This window comes from Propionigenium maris DSM 9537 (genome assembly GCF_027925155.1).
GTDB classification, from domain to species: domain Bacteria; phylum Fusobacteriota; class Fusobacteriia; order Fusobacteriales; family Fusobacteriaceae; genus Propionigenium; species Propionigenium maris.
In genome coordinates, this window is record NZ_BSDY01000001.1 from 217895 (window position 1) to 235456 (window position 17562).

Consider the following 17562-nt stretch of genomic DNA (forward strand, 5'->3'; position numbering starts at 1 on the left):
TTAATAAGATGGAAGGGTATATGTTAAGATATAGAAAAAGAATCAGGAGGAAGAGATGAAGTATGCACTTATAACTGGGGGAACCAGCGGCATAGGGGCGGCCTATGCCAAGGAGCTTGCCAGTAGGGGATACAATATAGTGATCACTGGGAGAAGGCGTGAGGTCATAGAGAAGAAAGCATCAGAGATAAGGGAGAGGTTTAAGGTAGAGGTAGAGGTAGTGCTGGCTGACTTCACCCAGAGGGAGGAGTTGGACAGGCTCCTTAAAAGGGTAGAGGTAATGGATATAGAGTTTCTGGTGAATAATGTGGGATTTGGGAATAAGAAGGTATTTTTAGAGGACACCTATGAGAGTCAGAAAAAGATGCTGGATGTACAGATAGATGCCATGTGCAGAATAACCCACATGGTATCCAAGAAGATGAAGGCCTCTGGCAGGGGAAATATAATAAATGTATCCTCCCTGGCAGCCTTTACCCCAGCTTCCTTTAATCACCTCTACTCTGCAAGTAAATCATTTATAGTTACATTTTCAGAAGCTCTTTACATAGATCTTATGGAGAGTGGAGTAGGGGTCCAGGTGGTTTGTCCGGGATTCACCAAAACTGATTTTCACAGGGAGATGGATATAGAGGAAAAAACCTTTGAAAACAGGGGACTAGTAAGGTGGATGGAAGCAGATAAAGTGGTGGAGATATCCCTTAAGAAGATGGAGAGGGGAGGAGGGATCTGCATCCCGGGAACCTGTAATAAGATATTATATCTATTGCTGAAATTTCTTCCGAGAGGGGTCTACTATAAGATGGCTAAAAGAATGAGCATGTAGAGAATAGTAGAGGTTAATATCTAAAAGTAGGGACGCTCCCTCTGGAGCGTCCCTATTAATTAAAGATTTTTTTCGGGAATCATTATTTCGTCGACCTTTACAGGGGAGGCCAGGTCCCTTTTTCTGAATCTTCTGTAGTTATTTAAGTGGGTTTCAGCAAAGGTGTCCAGTTCTCCAAAAAAGTTATCCATGTCTTCTCCTGGAATCCAGTAAGATCCGTGGGAGTGTCCCTCATATACATGAAGATCAGCAGTGGACCCTGCATCTCTTATAGCCCTGTGAAGGAGCACTGTGTCGCTGAGGAGAAGGTCCCTTGTACCTGTTACCAGCATAGAGGGAGGGAATCCATGGAACTCTCCATAGAGGGGAGAAACATATGGGTCCTTAAGATTTTGATCACCTAAGTATTGAGCCGCTGTAGCTTCGATGAGGCCTTCCCAGGTGCCCAGATTCATATCTATCCCTTCATTTATCATACGGCTATCTGGGGTATTGGTAAGCACTGCAGCAGGGGTACCGATGAATAAAGCTGACGGCATAGGCAGCCCCAGGTCACGTATCCTCATGGCAGAAGCGGTAGTCAGGTTACCTCCTGCTGAGGACCCTCCCATCATCATAGAATCGGCAGGCCTCTCTGTGATGAGGTGAGACCACACAGCAACCACGTCATTTACTGCAGCAGGTGCAGGATGGTCGGGAGCTTTACGGTAGTTGATTGAGACAACGGGCATCTTCAGATGGTGGGCTATCCTTACAGATTCCCGGAGAGCAGATTTCTCACCTCCGTATAACCAGGCTCCTCCGTGGACATGAACAAATAAGTTGTTTCTGTATTTTGGGGCGATCTCAGATGGTGTTATAGTGAAAACATCTACTCCGTTTACAACCTCTCTTTCATACTTCACATTTAGAGTCTCAGCAAGCTCTATCCCCTGCTGAATGCCAGGTTTGTCAAACTCAGCCACAAAGGCCTTCCACTCCTCAGGTATCTGAGGGATAGGGTGATTCCTTATAGCTTCTATACCTGGAGAAGGTGCAGCCCTGAGTGTATCTCTTACTGCTTCTGAAGCGTGTACCGGAAGAGGCAGCTTCCTTTCTGCTACTCTCAGTGGATCCTGTTCAGATGCAACTACTCCAAGAGGTATAGCAATTGAAAGAGCCAAGATAAAAAGTTTTTTAAATACTCTGTCCTTAAACATAAATGTATCCTCCTTAAAATTAATTCCATAGTAAAGCTTTTGTATGGAATAATTTTATAGGAGATTAAAAAAAAAGTTGTTGATAATATCAAGGTAATTATATTCAAAAAATAAAAAAAACCTGTCCAATGGACAGGTTTTACAAGCTTATCTAGGTGTTACGTTAGAAGCTTGAGGACCTTTTGCACCTTCAGTAATTTCGAAAGTTACTTCCTCTCCCTCTTCTAAAGTCTTGAATCCAGGCTTGTTGATCTGTGAGAAGTGTACGAATACGTCGTTTCCTTCCTCAGATGTGATGAATCCAAATCCTTTTTCTCCGTTGAACCATTTTACGATACCGTTCATTAGTTATACCTCCATAAAATTTTTACATAAATTTGAAAGAAAAAATAAAACTTTGTGTTACCTTTTTCTTATAGAAAGCATAACCAAATATTAAATCTTATTCTTATCATAAATCTATGTGAGAATTCTATCACAGGTTTTAAAAAAATGCAAGGTTTAATTTTAAACTTGAAATTTTATTGAGGTTATTTTAAGAGGATGATGAGAGATATCCTTCTAATTCATAAAAATGACGTTATTCTTTAAAATCTATGGGAGTATTTTTCCAAATATAGGATCTACTTCTCCGGGAATAAAAAAAGCTTCCACCTATTGGCAGAAGCTAAATAAACTATCTAGGTGTTACGTTAGAAGCTTGAGGACCTTTTGCACCTTCAGTAATTTCGAAAGTTACTTCCTCTCCCTCTTCTAAAGTCTTGAATCCAGGCTTGTTGATCTGTGAGAAGTGTACGAATACGTCGTTTCCTTCCTCAGATGTGATGAATCCAAATCCTTTTTCTCCGTTGAACCATTTTACGATACCGTTCATTAGTTATACCTCCATAAAAATTTTACATGAGTTAGAAAGAATAACATAATTTTGTTGCTTATCCCTCACGAGGAAGCATAGCCAATATTAAATCTTCTTATTCTAAATCTACCTCCATATAATAACATAGGTTATATAAAGTTGCAAGTTTTATTTTGAAACAAAATATCTGTACTTTGGATTTTAGTGAACAACAATTGATATTTTAACCATATTCTTGATTTAACTATGGGTTATTTTATAAGGTCTGAAACAGACCTCTCCACAGGGATGAGCTGCTCAAGCATGGTAGACTGTGAGGGACCGGTTCCACAGTTTAAGCTCTTCATTATTGAGGTATTTATGGCAGATATCTTCTCATACTCCTCTAAGCCATCCTGGGTGAGGATATACCTATTCCCTAATTTTTTTAGCAATCTTTTTCTGACCATCCCCTCTATTACTCTGTGGATCTGAGATTTATCCTTGTATAGATGCTCCCTGATCTCGCACTTTCTCATATCTTTTTTTGCCACAACCTGTAGTACAAGACTCTCATTGAAGGAGAGGTCGCTGCTGCTGGCCTCCTTGAGAAGCTCCTTATATTTATTTAAAAGACTCGTAAGGGTGATAAAGATCTCCACTACAACCAGCCCCCTTTCCATTTTCTACTATTAAACCACAAAAAATCCCTCAAAGTAAGTGACAAAGTCACCTAAACTTTGAAATATCCACTATTTATTTAACCTATCTAGGGGATCATACACCACTTTGTGTAAAAAATAAAGCACTTTGTGAGGGAGGAGTTGTCGGAGGATTGAAGAGGTGGTAGATTGGTGTCTCCAGAGCCAAAGACTCCCCTTTATTGAGGAGGGTTAAAGGTTATAAAAAACATTTTTAAAGGAGGAGTTAAATGAAAAAAATTATTATCTTACTTGGAGTCATGGCACTTGCCCTTACTTCCTTTGCTGAGGAGAGGGAAACCCACTACTTTGATGCAGCCATATGGGCACCTAAGCTTCAGATACACTCAGAGGAATCGGATATAAGTGGTCTTAGACTTGGTTTGTTTTATGCTGAACATGAGAGTGTAAGGGGAGTGGACCTTTCCGTCTTTGCATCTAAGATAAAGGGAGACTTTACGGGACTTCAGCTTGGAGCCTGGTACAATGTTGTAGAGGGAAGTGCCAAGGGATTTCAGATAGGAGGAGCCAATATTAATGGTTATATGAGGGGAGTGCAGCTAGGTCTTGTAAATATCAATGGGAGTTCAGAGGGACTTCAGCTTGGGGGCGTAAACAAGGGAGGAGAAACAAGAGGTGTTCAGATAGGTCTGGTAAACTACAGTGAAAAGCATAGCGGTCTTATGATTGGGTTGTACAACCATGCCAAGGTAATGAATGGTGTACAGATAGGGCTGGCAAACTATGTTGGAAACAATGAGACCCTTAAGGTAATGCCCCTAATGAACTTTCACTTTGGACTATAGAAATGATCTTAATAAGGGAGCACTGGAGATTAACTTTCCCTGTGCTCCCTTACTTTATTCTATGACTGGCTACTTAACCATATATACAGAGGTAAAGAGGAAGGGATCTATTACTTTAAAGTTAAGGTTTATAAAGTTATTATTTTTAAAGATCTTATTTAAAGATTTTTTCGAGTACATCCTGTAGTCTCCAGTCCATCCATAGGGAAGGAGGAGGTTGATGATCTCCCTGAGACCTGGAAGGACATATACCTCCCCTACTATGAGAACTCCACCGGGCTTTAATACCCTCCTAAGTTCCTCTGCTACCCTCTGAGGGTTTGGGTAGTGGTGAAATGAGTTGAGGCAGTAGATTCGGTCCATGATCTGGTCCCCATAGGGAAGGTTCTCAGCATCCCCTACCTCCAGGGTACACCCTGGAATCCTTCTTTCCTTTCCTGCTGCAATCATCTTTTCAGAGATATCCACTCCATATAGATCGATGGAGCTATCTATCCTTCGCAGTTTCTCCAAGAACCGTCCGTCACCGCAGCCCAGGTCTATAACTCTTTCTCCCGCCTCTGGAGGATAGCTTCCAAGAATTGAGGCGTCCAGCTTCTCTGAGTTGCCGTGTTTCTTATTGCAGACTTTGTTAAAGAATAATCTGGACTCCTCCTTATACCTTCTATTACTCTTCATAGGTTTCCCCTCCCACTAGAAGTTTCTTGCATGAAGCCTTAACTTCTCCAACTTCTTGGAAAAGCTGTCCTCAGTTTTTTCAGGATTTTTATCGATATTTTCAAGAAGGAAGCTCTTGAAGTTTCTTACCCCTATAAACTTAAGAACAAACTTAATGTACTTCAGATCAAAGGCAAAAACCGATGCCGGGAATGGATAGGCACCTCCCCTTGTACCTATGTAGAAGGCCTTTTTGTTGGAGAGAAGCCCCTTTGGGATACCATACTTGGTGTATCTAAAGGTGACTCCGCTCACTATAATGTGATCGATATAGGACTTTAAGATAGAGGGAACGGAGAGGTTCCACATAGGGGCCATAACAAGGTACTTATCGTAACTCTTAAACTTTTCAGCCTCCTCTACCATCCTCCCTTTACTCCCCTCCCTTGCGCTCTCTATCTCGGTATAGTTCAATACAGGATAGTTGCTTGCATAGAGGTCTATAACATCTACCTGGTGGCTGGGGTTGTTTCTTCTATATTCATCCAGAAAAACTTCTGTCATCCTTCTTCCATAGGATTTTTCCAGAGGTTTAGGATTACTTATAATACACAGTAGTTTCATAAAAATTTCTCCTTTTTTGAATAGTTAAAGATATTGTCGGTCAGTTAAGTATAATATTTAAGGGAGTAATAATCAAATGATTGTATTAAAATCTTTATGGGCTTCCTGCTTCATTGAGAAATATTGAGGGGGAGCAACTTCCTGAATTTTCTTTAAGGAATGGAAAGTAATGGGTACTGGTAACGGCCTTGTAGGGAGGAGCTTATAGTGGTATAATTTTTTCAGATAAAATGAGGTGATTAGATGGAAGAACAAATCTTTAATAGGATAGTGGAGTTTATAGAAAAGACTGAAAGGTACAATGAGCTGAGTAACAGGATAAACTATGGGGAACTTACCCTCTCTGAAGTTCACTGCCTCGATTATATTGGGAGGCTGGAGGTACCCAATGTAACGGGGATAGCTAAAGCCATGAGGATGACCAGGGGTGGTATAACCAAGCTTACAAGTAAGCTGGTCGGGAAGGGCTATATTGAAAAGCATAGTATTCAGGGAAACAGGAAGGAGGTACACTTCCGTCTGACAGATCCTGGAAGGGAGATCTACCTAAAACACGAGAGGATCCATGAGGAGGCAAGGATGAGGGAGACAGCCTTTTTCTCTACATTTACCCAAGGGGAGCAGAAGGTAATTGCAGACTTTTTGGAGAGGTTAAACGGGTTTACCCTAAGTAAGATACAGGAGCTGGAGGAGAAGTAGTTTAAGAGAGTTTAGATAGAATTGAACCAGCTACCATATATCAACTACTTAAATTAAACGATTATAAAAATTCATCCAAGTGAGTAGAAAGATGATAAATTTATATACAGGATGGTGTTCTCTTTGTCTGGAAAAGTTGCTATAATTTCCCGAGATACTAGAAGACGGAGGTACATTCAATGAAAGTTTTAGACTTAACCCATGAACTGACAAATGACATAGTTGTATACCCTGGAGCTCCCCAGCCGGTAATAGAGCAGGCTTTCTCTGTGGAGAAGGACGGATACCACGAGATGTCCCTGACATTTACAACCCATATAGGTACTCACCTGGATACTCCAAAGCATATGATAGTAGGTGCTAGGGGTCTCTCAGATTATGAGGTCGGAGATTTTTGCGGAAGAGCAAGGTGTGTAAGGATAGAGGAGATAGAGGATACAAACCTTGAGGGAATAGATTACCTGCTCTTTTATACAGGGTGGGACAGATACTGGAATACCGATGAGTATTTTAAAGATTTTCCCATAATGTCTCAAAGAGCAATAGAGAAGATAGCCAACTCAGACCTAAAGGGAATCGGGATGGATGTAATATCGGTAGACCCTGTGACATCTGTGGAGTTCGAGGTGCACCATGCTCTCCTGAAGGAGGACAAGATAATTGTGGAAAACCTCAGGGGGCTTGAGGAGCTTATAGACAAGGAGTTTACCTTTACCTGCTTTCCGCTGAAGTTTGAAGGAGAGGGGTGTCCCATAAGGGCAACGGCTATCCTTTAGATGATCGATGAGCAGGTAAAGCTCCATATTGAGGGGGGACTTGGAATGAAGAGAGACAGGAAGGCTGAAAAAGAGATAGAGCATATAGAGGTTGCAGATCTCCTGGAGGAATTTGAAGCTGAAGAGGAGACCGAGAAGATCCATAGGGAGATAGAGGAGATAGATAAAAAGCTGGAAGAGATAAAAAAAGGTAAGGAGAACTAAAAAAAGGAGCGTTAGCTCCTTTTTTAATTCACTCTTTTAATCAAAGTTAGTTTTTTATAGACATGAGAAGGTTATCCAGTTTAACTATGTGCTCGGAAAGTACCTTCATATTTTTTTTGTCAAATTTAACATTTAAACTGCGTACCTTGGAGTAAGCGAGACTACCCTTGCTTGTTAAGAGGTACTCCTCTCCCCTTACCTCAATGAGATTATCTTTAACCATCCTTGCAAGCTGTCTGTGGATCTGAGACCTATCCTTCTGAAGATATGTAATTATAGCTTTTTTTGTATTTATTCCCTCATCTATAGAATAAAGTATGCTGGCTTCATTGAATGTCAGATTTATATCTTTTAAGCCGCTTAATACTTCTTTATACTTACTAACCACCCTTTGAAGGTGTAATATCATATTCATTGACTACCTCCCTGTTTTTAATGTTTTCAACCCCTGGAAACTAGTATATCATAAAAAAAAGAGGTTAGGCTAGTATTTTAAAGGGAACAAAATGTCTAAGATGGGGGTAGAAAAATTAAAGTTTAAAAGCAGAAAAAATAGGGGAAAAATGTCATTAAATTTGTGGACATATTTTATAGTTTATGGATTTAAATTTTTTTAGAAAAAGATTAATTTTTTTTAAGAATGAGGTTGGGCTATCTTTTAAAGAGAACATTTTGCTTTGATTTTGAAGGAATAGTGGATAAAGTAAATTGAAATAAGTAAAAAGGGAATAAAAAAAAGAGGGAATTCCCTCTATCTTTAATTTCTATGAAACTAGAGCCTCCTTCAATAGCTTAACATCCCTTTTAAGGTCCTTTAGAGGAATCTCCCTCTCAGTTGCTATCCTCTGAAGGTGAAGAGTTGCTTCCTCCACCTCCTGACATACTCTTACTCCCTTTTGAGTGAGGGAGTATGAGTCGGAACTCTTTTTGAGGAGCCCCCTCTCAACTAGTTTAACCAGAAGCCTGTGTATCTGAGACCTGTTCTTCTCAAGGTGGGAGATAATATCGGTCTGGGTCCTTCTTCCCCTGTGTACCGAGTGTAGAATAAGTGCTTCATTTAAGGAGATACTCTGAGTAGTAACTGAAGCGACCACTTCCTTATATATATTTATAAGCTGATAAAAGTTAATTATTAATTCCATTTACTTCCTCCTGAATTTTGTATAGATAATAATCATCAACAGAGTTAATATATCATCTTAAATAACATCCAACAAGTGACTAAGTCACTTATAAGAAAAAAAGAATGGATGGATTAGGTAGCTATTCAGGTAAGAATTTATGGGAGGAGAAAGTGCAGTTGATCACAGTCATCTTAATTGGAAACATATTAAAAACCCTTCAAGGTGTTGAGAGACTCACAACAGCCAGAAGGGCTAGAATTTGGATTAATCTTAGATAGTTATCCCTGTTATTGAACTATTCATCCTCCTTAGGGCAGTCCCCATCGATAATCCATGCTCCTTGTGAACACTTTAGAGCACCTCCCGGAGCACATATCCTGGTTCCCTCTTTAAACTGGGCATTGTTGTACCAGCAGGTGAGTTTTGGACCCTCTACCTTTTTCTTGGCCCACTCGGTGTCCACTACTATAGGGGAGTTCTTCTTATTGGGGTCTACCATGTCAACTTTAGGGATGTCATTATTTTTAGGCATCGTTCTCTCCTTTCATTCATAGAATTATTCTGTAGTAAAAAAGATTCTTAACTACCTTTACTCGAAGTAATGGGGGATTCCTTTATAAAACTTCCAGAATTTATGGGAACTGAATATCATTTTTCATCATTGTAAAATTAAGTTTCGGTAGGGAAGAGGGAAGGTGGTAAATAGACATTTCCATAAAAGGAAATATCAATAAAAACAGAAATAATTTAAGCATAAGGGGGGATAGATATGGATGATATGGGATTAAGAGATAAGATAACGGAGCTTTTGCCAAAGACCTCTCTCTTTGGAGGGGTGGATTCAGAGGAGATAGATGCCTTTGCCAAAACTCTCAAGGAGAAAAGTTATAGCGCCGGTGAAAATATTTATGAGGAGGGAGGCTCTCCAGGGGATTCCTACCTTCTTCTAGAGGGGGATATAAAGCTTACTGTTTCAGATAGAAGGGTGGCTAAGTTTGGACCTGGAACGGTTTTCGGTGTAGCAGCTCCCATAGGGATACAGAAGCAGGTTGTTACAGCCACAGCTGATACAGATGTAGTTGTGGCTGTGATCCCCAAGATGACCTTCTACCTTCTATCAGAGGAAAATCCAAAACTATTTGGAAAGCTGATTCTGAATGTAGCCAGGGATCTTGCCAGAGCTGTGAGCGGCATGGGAGAGATAATCCATGACTTCATCCTGTTAGAGGAGGAGGATCACCTATGACGCCTGAAGAGAAGTTTAAAGAGACCTTTGGGAGGGAACCAACTGAGAGGGAGGCAGAAGTTCTAAAGAGGGTAGAGGAGACATGGTATGGGGATCATATGAGGTGGGATTCCCAGCTTTTTGTGGATTACTTCTGTGACTACTACTTTCAGATGTACAGGGAAAGGTGCAGGCTGAAACTGCCCAGGTAAGGACTTCTTAAGGGAATCGTTGTCAGGAACAATTTTTTTAAATGGCTGCCACATAGGCAGCCATTTTGTTGTTATAGTTTATAAAATCACCCCCAGAACCATACACAGAATAAATATTAATGCAATTTTAAGTATATTTAATAAATGGTTTTCTTGATTTTCAGAGGAGGGACAGTTAAAATTAAGTAAGATAGTTGCATAAAAAATTTCACCTAAAGATCCAGTGGAAGGGGATTTTTATCGTTGGCATTTGTTAAAAGGGGGGATTAATATGATGCTAAAGATGATGAAGAAAGTGAATGATATTCTGCAGACTATGATCATACATGAAAATGGAATAGTGTCCTACAGAGGATTTTTATGCTATGAAGCTCTGGTATCCTACAGGGAGAGAAATAGGAGGGATAGAGTAATCATCTTAGATGGAACAATGAGATAGAGATTTATTAAAAGCAGCCCTGAGGCTGCTTTTTTGATAGGTTTATCCATAACTTATAAACTTAAAAAATCAATCAAAGTACTTTTAAAAATTTTAACACTTTTTAAAAGTCCTATAATTTGTTAAATATAAAATTTTTTTAAAAGAAATAATAATAAAAAAAGAAAATAGAATACAGAAATATATTCTATAAAAATAAAAAGGAGGAAGAGATGAGAGAGCTTATATTTATCTTTCCCAGTGAAGGAAAACAGAGTAAGAACAGGATGATAGAAAACTATATAATTCCCTATATAAAGTGGTCTGCAAGATATGGGTTTGATTTTCCAGTGGGGGAGATAAAGTATATAGATGAAGAGAGGAAGTTAAGAGAGGCTTCCTTGGATCTTACCCTCCTGGATGAGAGTGCGAGAAAAGTTTATGAGGAGAAGATGAAGGAGAAACCGGAAAGGTGTTTCTACCTGGTGCCCCACGATAGGATATTTGAAGGTATCTCAGAAACATGGAGAAGGGGGGAGCTATCGGAGCTCTCCTCCCTTGGAGGTAATCCTGAGAGAATCGAGATCCTCTCTGAGATGGGGAGCTACATAGACTCCCATCCAGAATTTAAGGAGTTCTTCTGGAGCCACCTGGCAGATACTCTTCTCTACAAGTTTCTTCCAGAGGTGAGGGATCTGGTAGTTCACAGGGCTCTGGACCTTATTGTTTCAGAGATATCCAAAAACTATGAAAAACACTGGAAGGGTATAAATGTTTCCCTCATAGGCCACGGCATGGGCACAGGAATAGCTTCCGACCTCACAGAGGAGTACTACAGGATTACCCACTCGAGATCCAAGGAGAGGAACAGATATCCCGTGGTGAACTCCCTGGTTCAGATATCCAATATATCCCACCTCATGGTGGGGGAGGGGCTGAACCTCTCCAGGGACAATCCCAGATATAACGACCTGCCCTCTAGGGCTGGGGTAGGGTGTGAGAGATACTCTACCTATGGACACAGAGGGGATATCCTTACTCTGGATGGGATGGAGTTTGCCCCTGAAAGGTGGGAAAGGAGCTCCTACACAGCTGGAGGAAACAGGTCTGTCCACCTCACAGGGGAGGTTCTGGGTGGAAGAGCTATAGAGGATATGGAGGTTATGGAGATCACCGAGAGACTCCACTCCTTTGAACACTATGTAAGTAACCCTGAGATCCTCCTGGACCTCATAAAAAGGATGGATACCTTCAGATACTGGGGCAGTTGTAGAGAGGATCTGGAAAAGGCTATGAAGATCTACAAGGAACGTTATGTCCTGAGGGAGGAGGATACCCTTGAGAGGATTTTAAGGGAGATAGACGAGAAGGGAATAGGTGAACTGCTAAAAAAGCTCCTGGCTGGTCTAAAGGGGTAGGAAAGAGGTTTAATAACATGTTTATATAAGGTTTTTACTGCTCTCTTTAAATTTATGGGACTAAAAATGATAGTTTTGTGGTATAATATCATTTGGATTAAGTTGAACAGGAGAGCAAAGTATGAATATTTTAGAATTTCAAAATGTCTCAAAAAAGTTTTTTACACAGAGATTATATGAGAATGTAGAGTTAGAGGTAAACTCTGGAGATAAAATAGCCCTTAGAGGTAACAACGGGAGCGGTAAATCTACCCTGATTAAACTAATAACAGAGGAGATCTACCCAGATAAGGGAAGAGTAGTTGTAGAGGAGGAGGCAAGGATAGCCTGCTTCGATCAGTTTAGCAGGATAGATCTGGATATGATCGTAGAGGTTCTGCTGAACCTTCCCTTTGAAGAGGTAATAGCAGCCCAGCAGGAGCTGGATGAGGTATCCGCTAAGTTTACAGATACAGATGCCGATATGGATGCCCTTATGGAGAGGTATTCAGAGGCCAATGACAGATTTGAGAGCTTAGGGGGATACTCCTACATGCATATTAAGGAGGAGTTTATCGAGGTCTTCGGACTGGGAGATAAGCTTCAGAGGAAGTTCAGAGAGCTAAGCGGAGGGGAAAAGCAGTATATAAGGCTTGCGACCACCCTTTTCAGCAACTCTGATCTTATTATCTTAGATGAACCCCTGTCATTCTTCGATATAAAGAAGACAAAGTGGCTTACAGACTATATAAATAACAGTCCTAAAGCCTTTATGGTAATATCCCATAACGTAGACTTCATCAGAAGTTTTGCTACCAGAGTATTTGATGTGGATAACTTTACAGTTACCCCTTATGATTGTGACTACAGCAGCTTCCTAAAGGAGAAAAAATCCAGAATCAAGGAGGACAAGAAGCATAATCTGAAGACCGACCTGGTAATAGAGGAAACTATGGCCAGAGTGGAAAAGAAGATGAAGCTTATAGAGAGGGTGGACAATAAGCATGCCCACGCTGTTATGCTCAGAAGGATGGAGAGGGAGCTGGAGAAGCTGGAGAAGGACAAGGTTGAGTTCTCCAAGGAGTATAAGTATGAGTATCTTGCAGCTCCTAAGGATTTCTTCAACTATAAGAATGAGATAGCTGATGAGATAGTGAGTATATCCAATATCACCAAGGAGTATCCAGAGAAGTTCCTCTTTAAGGAAGCATCCCTGGATATACTGGGGGATACCAAGATGGTTGTAGTGGGGAAGAATGGAGCCGGTAAATCCACTCTTCTTAAGATATTGGCAGGTATGGAGGAGCCCACAAGCGGGGAGGTCTTCAGAAATGAGAGAGCCAAGGTAGCATATATCGAGCAGGAAACGGTGTTTGAGGATGATAAGATGTTTATCAAGGACTATATCATGGATAAGACGGGGCTGAATGAGGAGTTCACAGAGGCAGCTATAGACTCCCTCTATAACTATGAGGAGGAGTTTAGAACGAAGAAGATCTTCATGCTTTCAGGGGGAGAGAAGAAGAGGCTGGAGATATTTACCCATATCCTGGCTGATACCCACCTTCTTATAATAGATGAGCCGTCTACATATATGGACGACTACTCCAGAGATACCATAGCAAAGATGCTTATGGATTATCCAGGGGCAGTGGTGCTTGTTACCCACGACAAGGCTCTTCTGAGAAAGATAGACTTTACCTTATATGATATAAGGGACAACAGGTTCAGACTAAAGCAGACTGGATAGTTAAAAGAAGCAGACAGATATAGTAAGGTAAATTAAAATGTAGTTAAACCCTCCAGGGCTAGGGGTTCTAAACCTGGAGGGTTTTTTATTGTTAGGAAAAGTATAGAGTTTGTAAGAGCTTTACATGAAGTAATTAGTTCTTCAATTTATTATCAGGATGCAACGTCACGTTGCTTTTTATTTTACATGAAATTATAGTTGTAAATATAGGATTATAGAGGACTCTTTCATTAAAGTAGAGATGGATTACAAAAAAAGGGGAGAGGCTTCTATTGGGGATAGAAGCCTCTCAAGGGAGAAGTTTGTACAATATGGAAATACAAACTTCAATATAGCTTAACTTATTATACTGAAAAAGTTTGTATAAATCAATAATAATTTTAAAAGGTGTAGTAAAAATTTAAAAAATATTGTGTTTTTAGAATAGAGAGGTAGTATTTTGTACACATATTTACTTTTTAGTGAACTATGAACCGCGAATAGAGTATATAGATAATATAAAATTTTTTTTGATATTTATTGGAAAAGAAAAAAGGCTTCTGTCCCCAGAGAAGCCTTTTTCAAGGAAAAGTAAAATTTGCAAGCCCCATTCCTTTAACAGAGCAATAGAATTATACTTCCATAGTTAAAAAAAATCAATAGTAAACGATTAATTTTAGAAAAAAAGATGGAATTCCTTAAACAGAGGCAAGCTCCTTGGAATATATTGTGTAAAAAATTAAAAGAGACCTCCCGCTGTCAAGAAGGTCTCTTTTAATAATAAGGAAAGGTAAGTCGGTTGTTTAACCTGAAAAGTTTTCATCAGGTTATTAAAGTATACTTTGAAGTTCTCTAGGAATCAATAGCAGGGGAGGAGAATTATGGAGGAAGTTTATCCAAGAGGAGTTTGTCACGAAATACAGGAGATTTCCTGAAAAGTATCAAAAAAGGGGCCGGGCCCCTGCCGGCGACAGGAGCCCTTATGAGCACAATCCTTACATGGTAAACTTTTGTGCTGATAAAATGGTACAACATAAATTAGAAAAAGTAAATACTTCTTTTGAATTTTTTTAAAATTTAATTTTATAAAAAGAAAAAACTCCCATCAGATGATGGGAGTTTACAGTTGAATATACATTATAAGGATAAATGGCTATGATAGAATATTACTACAAGAGTTTTAAAAAATCAATACTTGGGTTAAATTATTTTTAATAGACCCTACTCCTTCAGGTACTCTTCTAGGAAGAGGCTGTCCTCCTTCAAAGTTTTATTAATATAGGCTATCCTCTTAATAAGGTAGTCATCCATCCTTCCCTTTTCTAACCTGTGGATCAACTCATTAACAATAAAGTCGCTGGTAACGGTGTGATACTTGTATATCAACTGGGATAACCTTTCAACCTCCCATCTCTGGAGCCTTTTTTCTCTAGCTTTGGCGCCCAATATTCTGTCGATAGACCTTCTGTTTCTCTCCCAAATTATTTTTAACTGTTTTAGCTGGTATTCCAGCATCTGAAGCTTAAATACCTCTCTTTCTGCTGCCTCTCTCATCAACCTCTTCTGCTCCCTTCCGGCTTTGAGGATGTCCAGGTGCCTCCTGCTGACATATTCGACCTCCTCTTGGGAGAGGTAGCCTAGTTTGAGGGTATCGTAGTAGTCTGTGGGACCATCTGCTGTAATGTTACTGCCCCTAAAGTAAAATCTTTTAGTGTGGGTCGCCCTGAGGAACCTACCAAACCCCAGAAGTACTGTGAGGGTATCGGTGTTTTTCTCATTTTCCAGACCTTCCATCTCCCGGAAGTTGTTCTCCCGCATAAAGTGGTGGGCACACTCATGGGCTATAATGGATACATAGTCCTCTAAAAGGTATTTGGGATCCAGAACCAGGTTGATGGCTCTGTAGCCAAGGGAGGCCTGCTCATAGCTTCCTGCTCTATTTTTAAAGACCTTCTCCTCCTTATCGTGGTAGACCAGAAAGATGTTTTCCCTCAGCTTCATATGGATTAGTATGCTCCTTAGGAGGGATTCCAAACTTTCAGGGCTTACACCGCTAATCTCAGGAGGCATGCTGTACTCTTCCTTGATGGTGAGTCCCTTTTCCTGAAACTGCTTTAGAAGGAACCGGATCCTTATATCCAGGTCCAGATCTGAAGATACATCTTCCCTTCCGGGAACTTCTTTGAAGCAGATGAAAAATCCAATTGTTATAATAAGCAGTATAATATACACGGTTCCTCCTCTACTTCACCTGACATCAGGTCCTCTAGAACGATAAAAATTCATTCATTAAAATATCCCCCTAATATTAATCTACTGAGTTTAGGTGATCTTCCCTATTTATTTTAGAAGTTTTCAAGATTATCTGTCTTTATACAAAAAGTGTTTCACAAGAGGGGGAGGGATTACTACTTCAAGAAGAGGAGATGTGAGGGAATAAAATTAGCCCTTAACACTGGAAATTTCTCCTTCTACCTGCTATTATCTTATTAAACATATATAAAAGAGGTGATACCATGCTGGATAAAAATTTAGTTGAAGATATATTGGATGCAGCCCTGAATACAGGGGGAGACTTTGCAGAGGTCTTTGTAGAGGAGAAGAGAGGCCTGGGGCTTCATATGATAGATGGTAAGGTGGAGAAAGCCCTTTCAGGAAGAGACTATGGAGTGGGGATAAGGATCTTTAAGGAACTATTTTCCGTGTATGCCTATACAAATGATGTTGCAAGGGAGAGTCTCCTGGCAACAGCCAGAAAGGCCAGCGAAGCAATAAAGGGAAGTAGGGGGGATATTACCCTGAACCTTATAAAGCAGGATATAGAGGACAATAACAAGATTCTTATCATGCCAGACGGTGTGGATAAGGGGAGTAAGGTGGAGATCATGAGGAGGGCTCACACAGCTGCCAAAGGCTACGATGAGGCGATCTCCCAGGTAAGGATAAACTACTCCGACTCTATCCAGAATATCCTTGTGGCCAACTCAGAGGGAAGATGGGCTGAGGACCAGAGGGTGAGGACCAGGCTCGGTATAGAATCTGTTGCAAGCAGCGGAACGGATATGCAGACGGGATCATACAGACCGGGGGCTCACAGGGGATTTGAGTTCTTTGACGGAATAGATGTAGAGGGATATGCCAAGGAGGCTTCCCGTATAGCTGTGACTATGCTGGGAGCAAAGTATGCCCCGAGTGGTAAGATGCCTGTGATTATAGACAATGAGTTTGGGGGAGTGATCTTCCACGAGGCCTGCGGACATGGTCTGGAGGCCACTGCAGTAGCCAAGGGGAACTCGGTATTTGCTGGTAAGTTAGAGGAGCAGGTAGCTAACCCGCTGGTAACGGCAATAGATGACGGGACCATTCCAAATGCATGGGGATCACTGAATATAGATGATGAGGGAACTCCCACAAGAAGGAATGTCCTCATCGAAAAGGGGATCCTAAAGGGCTATATGATAGACAAGCTCAACGGAAGAAGGATGGGCATGGAGTCCACAGGAAGTGCCAGAAGGGAATCCTATAAGTACGCCCCTACTTCCAGGATGACCAATACCTTTATCGCTGCAGGGGAGTCCAAACTGGAGGAGATGATCTCTGCTACCAAGGAGGGGATCTACGCCAAGTATATGGGTGGAGGTTCCGTTAACCCTGCTACCGGGGACTTCAACTTTTCTGTAATGGAGGGATATATGGTGAGGGATGGTAAGATTTGTGAACCTGTAAGGGGAGCTACTCTTATAGGAAACGGTCCAGAGACTATCAAGAAGATCTCTATGGTGGGAGACAACCTGGATCATGGTCAGGGGATGTGTGGAAGTGTTTCTGGATCTATACCAGCCAACGTAGGGCAACCAGCCATTACAGTTAGACAAATGACAATCGGTGGAAGAAACTAATTTATAATAACTAAAAAAGCTAGAGGAGTTTCCTCTAGCTTTTACTTTAAAAAATTTCAACAAATGAAATATGGTAAGTTTGATTAATAGAGAAATTATCAATTACGTTTAAAAAAGACAAAATAAAACATTTTATTTTGTCTTTTTCTATGCTATATTCAATACTGAACAAAAGATTTGATAAAAAGGATAAAATTTTATCTGAAAAGATGTTAACTAGTAATTTAAAGT

Annotated in this window: 21 protein-coding genes; 11 read left to right on the forward strand and 10 right to left on the reverse strand. The window is 40.5% G+C overall.

What is annotated here, in order from left to right; translation table 11 throughout:
* Positions 1-55: 55 nt before the first annotated feature.
* A complete protein-coding gene (locus QMG11_RS01080) occupies positions 56-826 on the forward strand; it encodes an SDR family NAD(P)-dependent oxidoreductase (protein ID WP_281832605.1) in 771 nt (256 codons plus the stop codon).
* Between the two features lie 59 nt (positions 827-885).
* Here QMG11_RS01080 and QMG11_RS01085 read toward each other — a convergent pair whose 3' ends face one another.
* The 4 genes from QMG11_RS01085 to QMG11_RS01100 form a co-directional block, all read right to left on the reverse strand.
* Positions 886-2025, reverse strand: a complete 1140-nt coding sequence (locus tag QMG11_RS01085) for an alpha/beta hydrolase (protein ID WP_281832607.1) — start codon at positions 2023-2025, stop codon at positions 886-888.
* Between the two features lie 147 nt (positions 2026-2172).
* Positions 2173-2370 carry a cold shock domain-containing protein gene (locus QMG11_RS01090; RefSeq protein ID WP_281832610.1) on the reverse strand — a complete coding sequence of 66 codons (198 nt, stop codon included), beginning with the start codon at positions 2368-2370 and terminating at the stop codon, positions 2173-2175.
* Positions 2371-2701: 331 nt separating this feature from the next.
* Positions 2702-2899, reverse strand: a complete 198-nt coding sequence (locus tag QMG11_RS01095) for a cold shock domain-containing protein (RefSeq protein WP_281832610.1) — start codon at positions 2897-2899, stop codon at positions 2702-2704.
* A 233-nt stretch (positions 2900-3132) separates the two neighbouring features.
* Positions 3133-3522: a winged helix DNA-binding protein gene (locus QMG11_RS01100; protein ID WP_281832613.1), complete on the reverse strand. Its 390-nt coding sequence runs from the start codon at positions 3520-3522 to the stop codon at positions 3133-3135.
* Between the two features lie 269 nt (positions 3523-3791).
* On the opposite strand from QMG11_RS01100, the gene QMG11_RS01105 reads away from it, so the two are divergent.
* Complete coding sequence (locus QMG11_RS01105; RefSeq protein ID WP_281832615.1) at positions 3792-4367, forward strand: LA_2272 family surface repeat-containing protein; 576 nt, start codon at positions 3792-3794, stop codon at positions 4365-4367.
* A 69-nt stretch (positions 4368-4436) separates the two neighbouring features.
* Here QMG11_RS01105 and QMG11_RS01110 read toward each other — a convergent pair whose 3' ends face one another.
* Complete coding sequence (locus tag QMG11_RS01110) at positions 4437-5045, reverse strand: class I SAM-dependent methyltransferase (RefSeq protein ID WP_281832618.1); 609 nt, start codon at positions 5043-5045, stop codon at positions 4437-4439.
* A 15-nt stretch (positions 5046-5060) separates the two neighbouring features.
* Entirely contained in the window at positions 5061-5648 is a 588-nt protein-coding gene (locus QMG11_RS01115) for an FMN-dependent NADH-azoreductase (RefSeq protein ID WP_281832621.1), read from the reverse strand.
* A gap of 243 nt (positions 5649-5891) precedes the next feature.
* On the opposite strand from QMG11_RS01115, the gene QMG11_RS01120 reads away from it, so the two are divergent.
* The 3 genes from QMG11_RS01120 to QMG11_RS01130 all read left to right on the forward strand — a co-directional run bounded on the left by QMG11_RS01120 (position 5892) and on the right by QMG11_RS01130 (position 7327).
* On the forward strand, positions 5892-6347 hold the full coding sequence (locus QMG11_RS01120) for a MarR family winged helix-turn-helix transcriptional regulator (RefSeq protein WP_281832625.1): 456 nt from the start codon (positions 5892-5894) through the stop codon (positions 6345-6347).
* A 179-nt stretch (positions 6348-6526) separates the two neighbouring features.
* Positions 6527-7123: a cyclase family protein gene (locus tag QMG11_RS01125; RefSeq protein WP_281832628.1), complete on the forward strand. Its 597-nt coding sequence runs from the start codon at positions 6527-6529 to the stop codon at positions 7121-7123.
* Positions 7124-7168: 45 nt separating this feature from the next.
* Positions 7169-7327, forward strand: coding sequence for a hypothetical protein (locus tag QMG11_RS01130; protein ID WP_281832630.1), 159 nt, complete (start codon positions 7169-7171; stop codon positions 7325-7327).
* 46 nt (positions 7328-7373) lie between these two features.
* On the opposite strand, the gene QMG11_RS01135 is transcribed toward QMG11_RS01130, so the two are convergent.
* From QMG11_RS01135 to QMG11_RS01145, 3 genes are all read right to left on the reverse strand, one after another.
* A complete protein-coding gene (locus QMG11_RS01135; RefSeq protein WP_281832633.1) occupies positions 7374-7742 on the reverse strand; it encodes a MarR family transcriptional regulator in 369 nt (122 codons plus the stop codon).
* 349 nt (positions 7743-8091) lie between these two features.
* The gene (locus tag QMG11_RS01140) at positions 8092-8469 is read right to left on the reverse strand and encodes a winged helix-turn-helix domain-containing protein (RefSeq protein WP_281832636.1); all 378 of its coding nucleotides are present in this window, start codon (positions 8467-8469) and stop codon (positions 8092-8094) included.
* A gap of 277 nt (positions 8470-8746) precedes the next feature.
* The gene (locus QMG11_RS01145) at positions 8747-8983 is read right to left on the reverse strand and encodes a hypothetical protein (protein ID WP_281832639.1); all 237 of its coding nucleotides are present in this window, start codon (positions 8981-8983) and stop codon (positions 8747-8749) included.
* 237 nt (positions 8984-9220) lie between these two features.
* Here QMG11_RS01145 and QMG11_RS01150 point away from each other — a divergent pair, with 237 nt between their 5' ends.
* The 5 genes from QMG11_RS01150 to QMG11_RS01170 all read left to right on the forward strand — a co-directional run bounded on the left by QMG11_RS01150 (position 9221) and on the right by QMG11_RS01170 (position 13453).
* Positions 9221-9697: a cyclic nucleotide-binding domain-containing protein gene (locus QMG11_RS01150; protein WP_281832643.1), complete on the forward strand. Its 477-nt coding sequence runs from the start codon at positions 9221-9223 to the stop codon at positions 9695-9697.
* Positions 9694-9888: a hypothetical protein gene (locus QMG11_RS01155; protein ID WP_281832647.1), complete on the forward strand. Its 195-nt coding sequence runs from the start codon at positions 9694-9696 to the stop codon at positions 9886-9888. Before QMG11_RS01150 ends, QMG11_RS01155 begins: the two co-directional genes overlap by 4 nt.
* Before the next feature lie 271 nt (positions 9889-10159).
* Positions 10160-10327: a hypothetical protein gene (locus QMG11_RS01160; protein WP_281832652.1), complete on the forward strand. Its 168-nt coding sequence runs from the start codon at positions 10160-10162 to the stop codon at positions 10325-10327.
* A gap of 212 nt (positions 10328-10539) precedes the next feature.
* On the forward strand, positions 10540-11724 hold the full coding sequence (locus tag QMG11_RS01165; RefSeq protein ID WP_281832655.1) for a hypothetical protein: 1185 nt from the start codon (positions 10540-10542) through the stop codon (positions 11722-11724).
* A 121-nt stretch (positions 11725-11845) separates the two neighbouring features.
* Complete coding sequence (locus QMG11_RS01170; protein ID WP_281832658.1) at positions 11846-13453, forward strand: ABC-F family ATP-binding cassette domain-containing protein; 1608 nt, start codon at positions 11846-11848, stop codon at positions 13451-13453.
* A 1200-nt stretch (positions 13454-14653) separates the two neighbouring features.
* Here QMG11_RS01170 and QMG11_RS01175 read toward each other — a convergent pair.
* Positions 14654-15664: a hypothetical protein gene (locus tag QMG11_RS01175; RefSeq protein ID WP_281832659.1), complete on the reverse strand. Its 1011-nt coding sequence runs from the start codon at positions 15662-15664 to the stop codon at positions 14654-14656.
* A 284-nt stretch (positions 15665-15948) separates the two neighbouring features.
* On the opposite strand from QMG11_RS01175, the gene QMG11_RS01180 reads away from it, so the two are divergent.
* Positions 15949-17331: a TldD/PmbA family protein gene (locus tag QMG11_RS01180; RefSeq protein ID WP_281832661.1), complete on the forward strand. Its 1383-nt coding sequence runs from the start codon at positions 15949-15951 to the stop codon at positions 17329-17331.
* Positions 17332-17562: the final 231 nt, after the last annotated feature.